Annotated in this window: 11 protein-coding genes; 8 read left to right on the forward strand and 3 right to left on the reverse strand. The window is 41.9% G+C overall.

Annotation, left to right across the window (positions count from 1 at the left end; translation table 11 throughout):
• From glyQ to ENH88_RS00175, 4 genes are all read left to right on the forward strand, one after another.
• On the forward strand, positions 1 to 811 hold an 811-nt coding region (glyQ, locus tag ENH88_RS00160), incomplete at its 5' end, for a glycine--tRNA ligase subunit alpha (RefSeq protein WP_304178222.1).
• A 2-nt stretch (positions 812 to 813) separates the two neighbouring features.
• Positions 814 to 2883 (forward strand): glycine--tRNA ligase subunit beta, encoded by a 2070-nt coding sequence (glyS, locus tag ENH88_RS00165; protein WP_304178224.1) that lies wholly within the window; start codon positions 814 to 816, stop codon positions 2881 to 2883.
• A 64-nt stretch (positions 2884 to 2947) separates the two neighbouring features.
• Positions 2948 to 3397 (forward strand): hypothetical protein, encoded by a 450-nt coding sequence (locus ENH88_RS00170; protein ID WP_304178226.1) that lies wholly within the window; start codon positions 2948 to 2950, stop codon positions 3395 to 3397.
• Positions 3398 to 3469: 72 nt separating this feature from the next.
• Positions 3470 to 5095, forward strand: coding sequence for a KAP family P-loop NTPase fold protein (locus tag ENH88_RS00175; protein WP_304178228.1), 1626 nt, complete (start codon positions 3470 to 3472; stop codon positions 5093 to 5095).
• 62 nt (positions 5096 to 5157) lie between these two features.
• Here ENH88_RS00175 and tusA read toward each other — a convergent pair whose 3' ends face one another.
• The 3 genes from tusA to fadB form a co-directional block, all read right to left on the reverse strand.
• Positions 5158 to 5397 carry a sulfurtransferase TusA gene (gene tusA, locus ENH88_RS00180; protein ID WP_304178230.1) on the reverse strand — a complete coding sequence of 80 codons (240 nt, stop codon included), beginning with the start codon at positions 5395 to 5397 and terminating at the stop codon, positions 5158 to 5160.
• A 192-nt stretch (positions 5398 to 5589) separates the two neighbouring features.
• Entirely contained in the window at positions 5590 to 6759 is a 1170-nt protein-coding gene (gene fadA / locus ENH88_RS00185) for an acetyl-CoA C-acyltransferase FadA (RefSeq protein ID WP_149983177.1), read from the reverse strand.
• A 4-nt stretch (positions 6760 to 6763) separates the two neighbouring features.
• The gene (gene fadB, locus ENH88_RS00190) at positions 6764 to 8923 is read right to left on the reverse strand and encodes a fatty acid oxidation complex subunit alpha FadB (RefSeq protein ID WP_304178233.1); all 2160 of its coding nucleotides are present in this window, start codon (positions 8921 to 8923) and stop codon (positions 6764 to 6766) included.
• A gap of 194 nt (positions 8924 to 9117) precedes the next feature.
• Between fadB and ENH88_RS00195 the strand changes: the two genes are divergently transcribed.
• The 4 genes from ENH88_RS00195 (at position 9118) to ENH88_RS00210 (ending at position 14594) form a co-directional block, all read left to right on the forward strand.
• The gene (locus ENH88_RS00195; protein WP_304178235.1) at positions 9118 to 11004 is read left to right on the forward strand and encodes a transglycosylase SLT domain-containing protein; all 1887 of its coding nucleotides are present in this window, start codon (positions 9118 to 9120) and stop codon (positions 11002 to 11004) included.
• Between the two features lie 88 nt (positions 11005 to 11092).
• On the forward strand, positions 11093 to 12415 hold the full coding sequence (gene pepQ, locus ENH88_RS00200; RefSeq protein WP_304178237.1) for a Xaa-Pro dipeptidase: 1323 nt from the start codon (positions 11093 to 11095) through the stop codon (positions 12413 to 12415).
• 61 nt (positions 12416 to 12476) lie between these two features.
• Positions 12477 to 13091 (forward strand): YigZ family protein, encoded by a 615-nt coding sequence (locus ENH88_RS00205; protein ID WP_304178238.1) that lies wholly within the window; start codon positions 12477 to 12479, stop codon positions 13089 to 13091.
• 51 nt (positions 13092 to 13142) lie between these two features.
• Complete coding sequence (locus ENH88_RS00210; RefSeq protein WP_304178240.1) at positions 13143 to 14594, forward strand: TrkH family potassium uptake protein; 1452 nt, start codon at positions 13143 to 13145, stop codon at positions 14592 to 14594.
• The last annotated feature ends 7 nt before the right edge of the window (positions 14595 to 14601 follow it).

The raw sequence follows: 14601 nt of genomic DNA on the forward strand, positions 1-14601 counted from the left end.
AGATGTGTATAAGAGACAGGGTACATTCCACCCACAAACATTTTTAAAGTCGATTGGCCCAGAGCCGATGTCGAGCGCGTATGTGCAACCATGTCGTCGTCCTACCGATGGCCGTTATGGTGAAAATCCAAATCGCTTACAACATTACTACCAATTCCAAGTAGTATTAAAACCATCGCCAGATAACATTCAGGAGCTCTATTTAGGCTCGTTAGCGGCTGTTGGCATTGATACCCTGACTGACGAAGTACGCTTTGTAGAAGACAACTGGGAATCACCTACGCTAGGTGCCTGGGGTCTTGGTTGGGAGATCTGGTTAAACGGTATGGAAGTAACCCAGTTTACCTACTTCCAACAAGTAGGTGGCTTAGAATGCTCACCAGTTACTGGCGAAATCACTTACGGTCTTGAGCGTTTAGCTATGTACATTCAAGGCGTAGATAGCATCTACGATCTAGTCTGGGCTGATGGCCCAATGGGCCGTGTTACTTACGGTGACGTATTCCATCAGAACGAAGTTGAGCAATCAACTTATAACTTTGAACATGCAAATGTTGAAGACTTATTCGCCCAGTTTGATAAATGCGAAGCCGAGAGCGAAAAGCTAATTGCAGTAAGCCTACCATTACCAGCCTATGAGCAAGTGATGAAAGCATCACACGCATTTAACTTATTAGATGCACGTCACGCGATTTCAGTGACAGAGCGCCAACGTTATATCTTGCGCGTTCGTGCGCTATCTAAAGCGTGTGCACAAAGTTATTATGATAAACGTGAAGCGCTTGGTTTCCCGCTGTGTAAGGATAAGTAAGCATGTCAGCAGAAAATTTATTAGTAGAAATTGGCACCGAAGAGTTGCCACCAAAATCATTGCGCAAACTTGCTGAGGCTTTTGCTGCAAACTTAACTGCAGAGCTTGAGAGTTTAGAGTTGAATCACCAAGGCGTAAGCTGGTATGCATCTCCTCGTCGTTTAGGTTTACAAGTAACAGCACTTGAAGCTCAGCAACAAGACAAAGAAGTTGAAAAACGTGGCCCAGCAACCAAAGCCGCATTTGATGCCGATGGCAAGCCAACCAAAGCTGCTATGGGTTGGGCACGTGGTTGTGGTATTGAAGTCAGTGAAGCGCAAACACTTGAAACCGACAAAGGCGCATGGTTGTTACACATAGCTAAAGTCGCAGGGCAACAGACTACCGCCTTAATGACTGATGCGGTAAATAAAGCGTTAGCTAAACTTCCTATTCCTAAACCAATGCGTTGGGGCGCGAATAAAACACAATTTATTCGTCCAGTTCATACCGCAACTATCTTGTTTGGCGATCAGCTAATTGAAGGCGAAGTCCTTGGTAAGGCAGTGGGTAACCAACTGCAAGGTCACCGTTTTCATCATCCAGAAAAAATCACCATCAAACATGCTGATGATGTTTTTGAGGTGCTTAAATCTGCGCATGTTGTTGCTGATTACGAGCAGCGTAAAGCACAAATTCGTAGTCAAATTGAAGCCGCAGCAACAGCCGTTAATGCCGTAGTTGCGATGGATGAAGATTTACTTGAAGAAGTAACCTCATTGGTTGAATGGCCAGTAACGCTAACTGCAACATTTGAAGAAGCGTTTTTAGATGTACCAGCTGAAGCGCTGATCTACACTATGAAAGACGATCAAAAATACTTTCCGTTACTTGATCAAGACGGCAAGCTACTTAACAAGTTTTTGTTTGTTTCAAACATTGAAAGCAAAAACCCAAGTGTGGTAATTGCTGGTAACGAGAAAGTTGTACGTCCACGTTTAGCGGATGCACAGTTCTTCTTTGAAACAGATAAAAAGAAAACCCTTGAAAGCCGCTTAGAATCACTGAATAGCGTATTGTTCCAACAGCAATTGGGCACCCTAAAAGATAAGTCTGAACGTATCAGTGAACTAGCAGGTTACATTGCCGAGCAGTTAGGTGCCGATAAAGCGCTGGCTGAGCGAGCTGGCTTGTTAAGCAAAACCGACTTAATGACCGAAATGGTGATGGAGTTTACCGACGTACAAGGTGTGATGGGGATGCATTACGCTCGCCATGACGGTGAAGCCGAAGATGTTGCCATTGCCCAAAACGAGCAATACATGCCACGCTTTGCTGGTGACAGCTTACCAACAAACCTGATCAGCTGCGCAGTAGCGATTGCCGATAAGTTTGACACACTGGTTGGTATTTTTGGTATTGGCCAAGCACCAAAAGGTGATAAAGACCCATTTGCGCTTCGTCGTGCTGCCATTGGTGCATTGCGTATCATGGTTGAAAAAGAGCTACAACTTGATATTTTAGATCTCGTTGCTAAATCACAAACACTGTTTGCTGACAAGTTAACTAACTTAAATGTATCAGCAGATGTATTTGAATTCATGCTCGGTCGCTTCCGCGCTTGGTATCAAGACGAAGGTATTGAAGTAGACGTTATTCAAGCGGTACTTGCACGTCGTCCAACGAAACCTGTTGATTTTGACCGTCGTGTTAAAGCGGTAAGTCACTTCCGTACATTAGACGCCGCAGAAGCGCTTGCAGCAGCTAATAAACGGGTAAGTAATATTCTGGCTAAAAATGACATTACAACGCAAGGCACTGTTGACGAGAGCTTGTTAAGCGATGATGCTGAAAAGGTATTAGCGGCACAAGTTGCTAAGTTTGCCACTGAATTAGCGCCGTTATACGTGGCTGGCGACTATCAAGAAGCGCTAGCCCAATTAGCGGGTATTCGTGAAAGTGTTGATAACTTCTTCGACAACGTGATGGTAATGGCTGACGATGAAGCTGTGAAGCAAAACCGTTTAGCATTACTAAGCCAGCTTAGTGGCCTATTTTTAGATATCGCTGATATTTCTGTACTACAGAAATAAGATCAATTCAGCTTAGCTTAAAAAGCCAGCAGCTACGCTGGCTTTTTTGTACAAGGGATAACCGATGAAACGTATATTAACAGTGGCTATGGTTGCATTATTAAGTGCTTGTTCGAGCCAAATACAATTGCCAGATATTAGCGACGTACTACCAAACCAAGAGCTTGACCGCAGCATGTACTTACGTGGTGATTTCAATTTATGGGATGCTGAAACACAATACGAATTTGCTCAAGTTGCTCCTGAGCTATACCAAGCACAGGTAAAGTTTTCAACACCGGGTAAAGTGTATGAATTTAAAATAGCTGATATGGATTGGAGCGCAGGTTATAACTGCGGATTCAGTGAACAAGATCCAACTGGCCAAGCACTGACGTTAGGGCAAAGCGTTACTGCCGATTGTGACACTACCTATAATTACTTTAGCTTCACCCCGGCAATAAAAGGCAGCTACATCGTCAGCATTGATTATCGAAATTACGATGAGCCGAAAGTGACGATAACTAAGAAATAAGAGCTGTAAGCTATAAGCCGTCAGCTTTCAGTTGCCCGAGTGAATTGATAGATTTGTGACAAGGACGTTAGAATGAATACTAAGCAGTGGAATGAAGAAGTAAAAATTGATGGTGTTACTTATCCTGCAGATCAGTTAAATAGAAAGCAAGATGCTGAACTTCTGACTAAAATTCTTGTTCGCCGCTCAAACTCAAATAGGGACAAGCCTAATAAATCCTCTTATGTAATTAACATAAATGCTGAATGGGGCGCAGGTAAAACTTACTTTGTAAAGCGCTGGGCTGAGGACTTAAAATATGAGCATCCAGTTGTCTATATAGATGCTTGGTCAAATGACTTTATGGATTCACCCATTATTACCGTTCTTGCTGAAATTCAAGAGCAACTATTAGAAACAATTAACAAAAGTCATTTAACTCAAGCCAAAAGAAAAAGCTTTAAGAATATTGGCATATCAGTATTACCTAAAATTCTAGCAGCGTTAGTTAAACGCTATGGTGGATTTGATATTGAAGATTTATTTGTTGATGAAAGCTCTGACACAGAAGTTACGCCATCATCACAAAATAATAAATCATTAGATTTATCCGCAGCAATGGAAGCTATGACGACCCAAGCATTCAAAGAGCATAGAGATTATAAAAAAGGCGTAAAAGAACTAAAAGCTACAATTAAAGAGTTAGTTAAATACTCTATTGAAAAACCTAAAAATGGACTGCAAGCAACAGCTCGTGATTATCCTGCATTCATTTTTATTGATGAGTTAGATCGCTGCCGCCCAACTTATGCAGTAGAAATGCTTGAAGCCATAAAGCATATCTTCGATATTGAAGGGTTAGTGATAGTTGTTTCAACACACACGGAAGAGCTGCAGCACACAATAAAAGCTTTATACGGGAGTGATTTTAATGCAAATGACTATCTTAAGCGATTTTTTGATACTAAGTATCACCTTGACGTAAGCGTGTCTGCAAACTTATTAAAAGCCAATTGTGATATTTCAATACTTAACGATTGTGGATTGAGTAGTCGAGGGATAATTTTATTTCCTTATGTTTTTAATGATAATAATGAATTGAAAGAAAAGGTACTGCTTTTAATTGCCTCCATTGCTAGCTGGCAAGAGCTGTCTCCGCGAACTGCAATTCAATTTGCTGAACGATTACTCACTTCAATAGAGCTAGTAGAGAGCCATAAAACTATAGATATTGTACTTTTATCTGTTCTGTTGTGCCTTTACGTAACTAGCAACCCAGAATATGATTATGTTATTGACCAATTAAAAATGGATAATCCTAATTTTAATATACAAACTACGAACTCGAAGTTACGCCTAGCTGGGCAGAACTTCGGTTTAGAAAACTCACTAAATAGCCTTATCATAAACCGTGAAAAAATAAGCAGATTTGAGCAACAGTTCAATTTATCAGAGTATGAAACTAATACATTTAAGAGTAAAAGAGCTAGCTATAAAGATTTTAACTTTCTGTTATATATAAAAGTAATTAAGAGAGTTTTAAATCGTAAAGAAATTAATAATACTGGCTACTTAACAAATTTTGGTTATAAAGGTCAAAGTACAATTGATAAGAATCAGTTATTAGAAGCCTATATGACATATTACGGTTTAAATAAAAGCAGTATTACTTATTACTTGAACTTAATAAGCTTAACCAATAAATTTTCTGATAGCTGATAGCTGATAGCTGATAGCTGATAGCTGATAGCTGATAGCTGATAGCTGATAGCTGATAGCTCTTACAACCCTTTCTTTACTAAGTACCGATAAGGTACGGCATCGACTTCTTTGGCGACTAAGGTGTGATCCATAAAGCGGCAGAAGCTGGGGATGTCGCGGGTGGTGGAGGGGTCGTCGGCAATAATTAATAAAGTTTCGCCATTTTCCATTTTGCGTACCGCGCTTCGGATCATCATTACAGGCTCCGGGCAGCGTAGGCCGATGGCGTCTAATTGGTGATCGGGGTTCTCAAAACTCATGGCGTAACCTTTACTGTTATTAGCGTTTAACGATTAATTTAAGGTTGCTAGTTTAACGACCTCGGCCTGATAAATAAAGTCACTTCATTTGTGCGTATAAAGCGGCAAAGCTTAACGGCAAAAATTAATCATAAAAAAGCCGCGTTGATTTAATCAACGCGGCTTTTATCACCGAGGTTTTAATGCGTTCTATTAATCTTGAACACGTTCAAATACGGTTGCGATGCCTTGGCCTAAACCAATACACATAGTTGCTAAACCATAGCGTGCATTTTTATCTTCCATCAAGTGAATAAGTGAGGTGCTAATACGTGAACCAGAACAACCCAAAGGATGACCCAGAGCGATAGCGCCGCCGTTTAAATTCACTTTTTCGTCAACCACATCAGCAAGACCTAAATCTTTTAATACTGGTAGTGATTGTGCTGCGAATGCTTCGTTAAGCTCTGCAACATCGATATCATCAATAGTGATACCGGCTTGTGCTAATGCTTTCTTACTCGCCGGTACCGGGCCGTAACCCATGATTGATGGATCGCAACCAGCAACCGCCATGGCTTTAACGCGAGCACGAATTGGTAAGCCTAAAGCTTTGGCTTTTTCTTCGCTCATTACTAGCATCGCTGATGCGCCGTCAGAAAGAGCTGAAGAAGTACCCGCAGTGACTGAGCCTGATGCCGGGTTAAACACTGGGCGAAGCTGTGATAAGCCTTCTACCGTTGTTTCTGGGCGAATTACTTCGTCATCTTCAACTAAAATCAGTGAACCATCTGCGTCATGACCTTCCATTGCAAGGATTTCGCGGCGGAAACGTCCTTCAACCGTGGCTGCATGAGCTCGTTGATGTGAGCGATAGGCAAATTGATCTTGCTGCTCACGGGTAATACCGTGAATAGTTGCAAGGTACTCTGCGGTTAAGCCCATTGAGCCAGATGCTTGTGCAATTGAAGTTGCTAAGCCTGGGTGAAAATCATTACCGTGGGTCATTGGCACATGGCCCATGTGCTCAACACCACCAATGATGTAGGTATCACCAGCGCCAGTCATGATTGCGCGTGCAGCATCGTGTAATGCTTGCATTGATGAGCCACATAAGCGGTTTACTGTTACCGCAGGCACTGTGTGCGGAATGCCGGCAAGTAATGCGGCATTACGAGCAACGTTAAAACCTTGCTCTAAAGTCTGTTGTACACAACCCCAATAGATGTCGTCAATCGATGCTGGATCAACGGCTGGGTTGCGATCAAGTAAGCCCTTCATTAAGTGGGCACTTAAATCTTCGGCACGCTTATGTTTAAATACACCGTTTTTTGAACGGCCCATTGGCGTGCGGATACAATCTACAATTACTGGAGTATTCATGGTCTTATCCTTCCACCTTATAGAAAATACGGCCTTCTTCAGCCCATTTACGAGTTTGTTCAGATACTTGGTAAATCGCACCTAGATGAGCGTATTTGTCTGCTGTTGCAACAAAGTTAGCTAGCCCAGTTTGATCTAAGTAACGGAACGCGCCGCCTCTAAATGGAGGGAAACCAATACCGTAAATAAGTGCCATATCAGCTTCTTGTGGAGAAGCAACAATGTTTTCTTGTAAACACAGTAGCACTTCATTGATCATTGGTACCATACAACGGTCGATAATTTCTTGTTTATCAAACTCTTTTGGTGCATCAGTGATTGCACTAAGTAGCTCAACTGCTTGTGGATCTTGAGCTTTTTTCAGACGACCGCGGCGATCCGGTGCATACTGGTAGAAACCCGCTTTGTTCTTTTGACCAAAACGCTTTTCGTTAGCGAATATTGTTACAGGATCTTTTTCGGCACGTGACATGCGCTCAGGGAAGCCATCTGCCATCACGCCAGTACAGTGGTAAGCCGTATCAATACCAACAACATCAAGTAAGTATGCAGGACCCATTGGCCAGCCAAATACGTTTTCCATTACTTTATCTACTTTGGCAAAATCAGCGCCTTCAACAACTAATTTACTAAAGCCGGCAAAGTATGGGAATAATACACGGTTTACAAAGAATCCTGGGCAATCATTAACAACGATAGGTGATTTGCCTAGCTTTAAAGCGTAATCAACAACGGCGTTAATCGTTTGCTCTGAGGTTTTCTCACCGCGGATAATTTCAACTAATGGCATTTTTGGCACTGGGTTAAAGAAGTGCATACCACAGAAGTTTTCAGGCTTTTCAAGAGCTGTTGCTAACTCGTCAATACGAATAGTAGAAGTGTTAGAAGTTAAGATAGTACCCGCTGGCATATCTTTTTCAAGTTGTGCTAACACTGATTGTTTAACTTTAGGGTTTTCTACAACTGCTTCAACGATGATATCAGCACTTTGTAAGTCGCTATCGTTAAGGGTTGGTTTGATTTTACCTAACGTTGCAACCATCTTGTCCATCGCCATATGGCCGCGTTGCACTTTTTGAGCTAATAGCTTAGATGCTTCACCCATACCTAAATCAAGGGCATCCTGTTGGATGTCTTTCATTATAATAGGTGTACCTTTATAAGCTGACTGGTAAGCGATACCGCCACCCATAATACCTGCGCCTAGTACAGCGGCTTGATTAATTGTTACATCACTGGCTTTTGCTTGCTTACGCGCTTTACCCTTGATGTATTGATCTGCTAAGAAAATACCCGTTTGGGCTGCCGCTTCTGGAGTGCGTGCTAATTTAGCAAAGTTGGCATTTTCAATCGCCATTGCTTCGGCGCGTTCACAGTTAGCTGCTGCTTTAATAGTGCGAACTGCCATAATAGGGGCTGGGTAGTGGCCTTTGGTTTTACCCATTACCATACCTTCAGCCATTGCAAAGCTCATACCTTGCTCAACGCGGTTTAATTTAAGTGGTTGCAGCTTAACGTTACGTTTAGCTTGCCAATCCAGCTTGCCAGCAATTGCTAATTCAAGTGTTGAAATACCTGATTCTATAAGTTTGTCAGCACTAACTACTGCGTCAATAGCGCCTACTTTAAGGGCATCAGCAGCGCGGTTTTCAGCGCCAGAGGTGATCCAAAGCATGGCATTATCGGCACCAACGATGCGTGGTAAGCGTACTGTGCCACCAAATCCAGGCATAATGCCTAGTTTTACTTCTGGAAGGCCAATTTTTGCAGTAGAGCTTGCAACACGATAATCGGTAGCAAGTACCCACTCACATCCTCCGCCAAGTGCTAAGCCATTTATAGCGCTTAGGGTTGGGAAAGGTAGATCTTCTAATGCATCAAAAACATCAGTGGCATCTTTGATCCAGGTAACTAATTCAGCTTCTGGTTTAGTAAAGGTAGGTAAAAATTCGAAAATATCGGCACCAATAATAAAGTGGTCTTTATCACTGGTAAAAATCATGCCTTTGATATCGCTGTTTGCGGCTAATTCTTGTAATGCGCTGGCGCAATCTTTCAAGGTTTGCTGAGACAAAGTGTTTACAGAACCTGCAACACAAAATTTGAACTCGGCGATATTATCCTTGATGAAAGCAACTTCAAAGGAATCGCTTTTATATAACATTATTATTCTCCCTAGTTAGTGAACTAAGACTGGTACGATGAGTTTGCATTTCAATCAGTGTGCTTGCTTTAAATTAAAAATGCAACGAAAAATTTACTGTGGTGTCTTACTACTGGTTAAAATATAGCTTGTTTGGTGCTAAGGTGTAGGCGAAGTGTTTGTCTTTTATTTACCTTTGAATATTTAAGGTCATCATGAAAAAACAATTTTTAAGTGTAACGGCAGCAGCATTATTATTTCCTTTATTTTCTGCCTACGCTAATACGGAACATGACGCATTTTTAGATGCTGAAAAAAAAGTTAAATATGCTAGTTATCAAAAGTTTAAAGAAATTACGGCACAGCTAGACCATCCATTAAAGCCTTATGTGGAACAAGTCTATTGGCAGCGCCATCCTGATATTGAGCACCAATCTGAAATTGAGCGCTATTTAACTATTTATGAAAATACGCCTTTAGAGTGGCCAGTGCGTAAAGCATGGTTACAACGTTTGCAAAAGCAAAACCGTAAGGCCGCTTTTATTAATAATTATCGAGAGACTACAAATAGTGAGCTGACTTGCACTTACCTGCAGTATCAGCTTGATTTAGGAGCGCCGGAACAAGCGATAATGAGTCAAGTAACAAATTTATGGACTGTCGGGAAATCACAGCCAGAAGAATGCGACTCACTGTTCAATACTTGGCGTAAAAAAGGTTATATGAGCCAAGAGCAAATATGGCAACGCATTACGTTATCGGCACAAGGGGGATCACAAAGCTTACTGCCATACTTAAAAACCTTATTACCGAAAAATGAGCAATACTTGGCTGACTTTTACCGAAAAGTTCGCAGCGATCCAAGTGCCGCTGCGGGAATGTATCGCTATAAAAATAAAACAGTTAAAGAAAGTGAAATTGCTCATTACGGCATTAAACGGCTAATTTGGCGAGATAAAACCTTGGCACTCAAGGCATGGGAAAAGTTAGATAAAATGTTTAACTATTCTGACGAGCAAAAGGCTGATGTTTATTATAGTTTTGCTTTAGCGCTGGCATCGAGTGGCCACCCCGAGGCGCGTTTTTGGTTGAGTAAAGTACCGAAAGATCGCCAAGACCGTAAACTTATGCAGTGGCAATTGGGTAATATGTTGAAAACCCAAGATTGGTCAGGCATCGTGGCATTTTTTACCGGTAAAGAAAACCTCAGTCTGGGTCAACAATATTGGTTGGCGTACAGTTTAGCGCAACGCGGTGACAACGAGCGTGCTAAAGTAATTTGGCAAACCGTCGCGAAAGAGCGTGATTATTATGGCTTTTTAGCCGCTGCACGGTTGGGTTTACCGGTTGAGCTTAATAACCAACCATTACTTGTTAGTGATAAGTTAGTGGCAGACGTAGCGCAGGCACCCGGTTTTAAACGAGCAAAAGCTTTTTATGAACTTGAGCGTTTTACTTCAGCGCGCAGAGAGTGGAACTACTTAACGGGTACCTCGAGTGATGAAGAAAAGTTAGCCGCATCAAAACTAGCGGCAGAATTAGATTGGTACGACAGTACAATTTATACCTTGGCGCAAATTAAAGCATGGGACTATGTGGAACTGCGATTTCCATTTGCTTTTCAAGATTTATTTGAGCGCTACAGTAAACGCAATCATATTGATGTAACGTGGAGCATTGCTATTTCGCGCCGTGAAAGTTCTTTTGCTCCCGATGCGCGCTCTCATGCCAATGCGCGTGGTTTAATGCAGTTGCTGCCAAGTACAGCAAAATATGTAAATAAAGGCACTGTTTCTGGGGCGCGTTTAAATCAAGCGAACACGAATATTCGCTTAGGCACTGAGTATTTAGAGTATTTAAAAAAGAAAAATCGGGGTAATGAGGTCCTTGCAACCGCGTCGTATAACGCGGGTTACCATCGCATAAAAAAATGGTTACCTGATGAGGCTATGCCCGCTGAGTTATGGATAGAACTGATCCCGTACCGTGAAACGCGAGAATACGTAAAAAATGTCTATGCTTATCGGCAGGTTTACCACACGCGGTTGGGTCGAGAGGGGAATATATTGGCACCAATATTGGATATGAAAATGGGTGGCTAAGGCGCAAGTGCTTTAGCGCATCTGCATTGGGGTTAAACAGGGTCTATGTTAGACTTGAAATAAGTTAAATTTAACAGATGGGTTTTCTATGGATAAATTAGCCGTTTTATACGCCGAACATATTGCAACACTGCAGCAGCGTACTCGTACTATTATTGAGCGTGAAGGATTAGAAGGTTTAGTGATCCATTCAGGACAAGCTAAACGCCAGTTTTTAGACGATATGTATTATCCGTTTAAAGTTAACCCGCATTTTAAAGCTTGGTTACCGGTCATCGATAATCCACATTGCTGGATTGTTATAAATGGCAGTGATAAACCAAAACTTATTTTTTATCGTCCGGTTGATTTTTGGCATAAAGTACCTGATGAGCCGCGTGATTTTTGGGCTGATTATTTTGACATAGAGCTGTTGCTGCAACCTGATCAAGTCGAAAAATGGTTACCTTACGACAAAGCAAATTATGCTTATATCGGTGAATATTTAGAAGTAGCGCAAGCACTCGGTTTTAGTGTGATGAACCCAGAGCCGGTATTAAACTTTTTTAATTACCACCGTGCTTATAAAACGCAATACGAGCTTGAATGTTTACGCCAAGCCAATCGTATTGCCGTAGATGGCCATAAAGCGGCTCGCGATACGTTCTTTAATGGTGGTTCTGAGTTTGATATTCAACAAGCCTACTTAATAGCGACACGCCAAAGTGAAAATGAAATGCCGTATGGTAATATCGTCGCACTGAACGAAAACTGCGCTATTTTACATTACACCCATTTTGAGCCGCAAGCTCCGCAAACACATCATTCATTTTTAATTGATGCAGGTGCTAATTTTAATGGTTACGCTGCTGATATTACTCGTACTTATGATTTTAAAAAGTCCGGTGAGTTTGCTGAATTAATTGCAGCTATGACACAGCATCAAATTGCCTTGGGTAAAGCATTAAAGCCAGGCATGTTATATGGTGAATTGCATTTAGATTGCCACCAACGTGTTGCGCAAGTACTCAGCGATTTTAATATTGTTAAGCTACCAGCTGCTGAAATTTTTGAACGCGGTATTACGTCGACCTTCTTCCCACATGGGCTTGGCCATCATCTTGGTTTACAAGTACATGACATGGGCGGTTTTATGGCTGACGAGAAGGGCACCCATCAAGCGCCACCTGAAGGGCATCCTTTCTTACGTTGCACACGCTTAATTGAAAAAAACCAAGTGTTTACGATTGAACCTGGTTTATACTTCATCGACTCACTGTTGGGTGATTTAGCGCAAAGCGACAACAAGCAGTTTATTAACTGGGATAAAGTTGCAGCGTTTAAGCCATTTGGTGGAATTCGGATCGAAGATAACATCATCGTTCATGAAGACAACCTTGAAAATATGACTCGCGATCTAGCATTAGATTGATCGTTTGTCAGGGTTAGAATTGGGGCCTGTCGGCCCCATTTTTGTATAAGTACATAAAATAATGTCTGAATATAATTACCCCGCAGCGCCCGTTTTTTATCAAGAAGAGATAAAAAAAAGCACTTTTATTGTACACATTGCACATACGCCAGATTTAGCATCAGCAAAAGCGTTTATTGGTGAAATTGCAAATAAATACAGTGATGCTCGTCATAATTGCTGGGCACATGTCGCCGGTAATCCTGGCGGCAGCCATGTTTATGGCTTTTCTGATGATGGCGAACCGAACGGTACCGCAGGTAAACCTATGCTCAACGTGTTAGTTGGTTCTGGGCTTGGGGAAATTACCGCAGTGGTAACTCGTTACTTTGGCGGTATAAAACTGGGCACTGGTGGCCTAGTTAGAGCATATGGCGGATCGTTGAATAATGCTTTGACGCATTTAACAACGACAGTAAAGGTACCGAGTGTTGAGCTGATTGGCTATAGTGATTACAGTATTCAAGGCGCAATCGAGCAGTTATTAAAGACACAATACCAAGTTCTTACTATAGAAAAGCAATTTACTGCTAATATTGAATGGGTTATCACGATTGATAGCCGTCAAGCTGTGCAAGCGATTAAAGATATTTATGATTTGAGCCATGGCGCGGTTGAGTTAAGTATTAAACAGTAAGACAATAACAATCCATCAGAACGATTAACTAATAATAAAAGCGATAGCTACATGCAATTTCGTACCATCATTAAAATTCTCGGCCAACTGGTTGTTCTATTTAGTATTACTATGGTGCCGCCGGCAATTGTATCGCTAATTTATAAAGATGGTGGCGGTGTACCTTTTGTATTGGCGTTTATCTTTAGTGTGATTATTGGCTTAGCTGCTTATTACCCTAATCGTCAAGAACACGGTAATTTAAAAGCGCAAGAAGGCTTTTTAATCGTGGTGTTATTTTGGCTGGTTCTGGGAGCGTTCGCATCACTGCCACTTATTTTCCTACAAGAGCCTAACTTATCCTTAGCCGATGCGGTCTTTGAAGCCTTCTCTGGCTTAACCACAACGGGTGCCACAGTACTTACCGGTATTGAATATTTACCAAAATCTGTGCTGTTTTATCGCCAGCAACTGCAATGGTTTGGCGGTATGGGGATCATCGTACTTGCCGTGGCAGTACTGCCAATGCTGGGTGTTGGTGGTATGCAGCTATACCGAGCTGAAATTCCAGGTCCGGTAAAAGACTCGAAAATGACACCACGTATTGCCGATACCGCTAAACATCTTTGGTATATTTATGTGTCGCTCACCATTGCTTGTGCGTTGGCATATTGGGCTGCTGGAATGAACTGGTTTGATGCAATTTGCCATTCATTTTCTACTGTTGCGATCGGTGGATTCTCTACATACGATGCTTCTATGGGGCACTTTGACAGTCCATTAATTAACTTTATTTGCGTGATATTTTTACTTATCGCTGCCGCTAATTTCACCTTGCATTATGCGGCCGTTTCTAGTCGAAATCTCAGAGTGTACATACGCGACCCTGAGTTTAAAGTATTTTTGTTTATTCAACTGGTGCTAGTTGTGGTGTGCTTTGCTGTGCTGTCATCGAATAACATTTATGCTAATGGCGATGAAACACTTGATCAGGCACTGTTTCAGGCTGTATCAATTAGCACAACCGCAGGCTTTGCTACGGATAACTTTTCAGCTTGGCCGCTGTTCCTGCCAATACTGTTGATATTTTCTAGCTTTATAGGCGGCTGTGCGAGTTCCACTGGTGGTGGGATGAAAGTAGTGCGGGTATTTTTACTTTATCTACAAGGGGTGCGTGAGCTTAACCGCCTTGTGCATCCTCGTGCTATTTACTCAATAAAATTGGGACGTAAGGCGTTACCAGATAAAGTAGTTGAAGCTGTTTGGGGGTTTTTCTCTGCCTACGCGTTGGTGTTTGTGATCATCATGCTGGCATTAATGGGCACGGGGATGGATAACATAACGGCATTTTCTGCCACCGCAGCCTGTTTAAATAATTTAGGCCCAGGCTTAGGCGACGTTGCTGCACACTATGGTGCAATTAGTGATGGTGCTAAATGGTTATTAGCCATTGCTATGGTATTTGGGCGATTAGAGATATTTACGTTATTAGTGTTGTTTACACCGACATTCTGGCGCGGTTAATCAGTCG

It is taken from the genome of Pseudoalteromonas prydzensis (assembly GCF_011050055.1).
GTDB lineage: Bacteria > Pseudomonadota > Gammaproteobacteria > Enterobacterales > Alteromonadaceae > Pseudoalteromonas > Pseudoalteromonas prydzensis_A.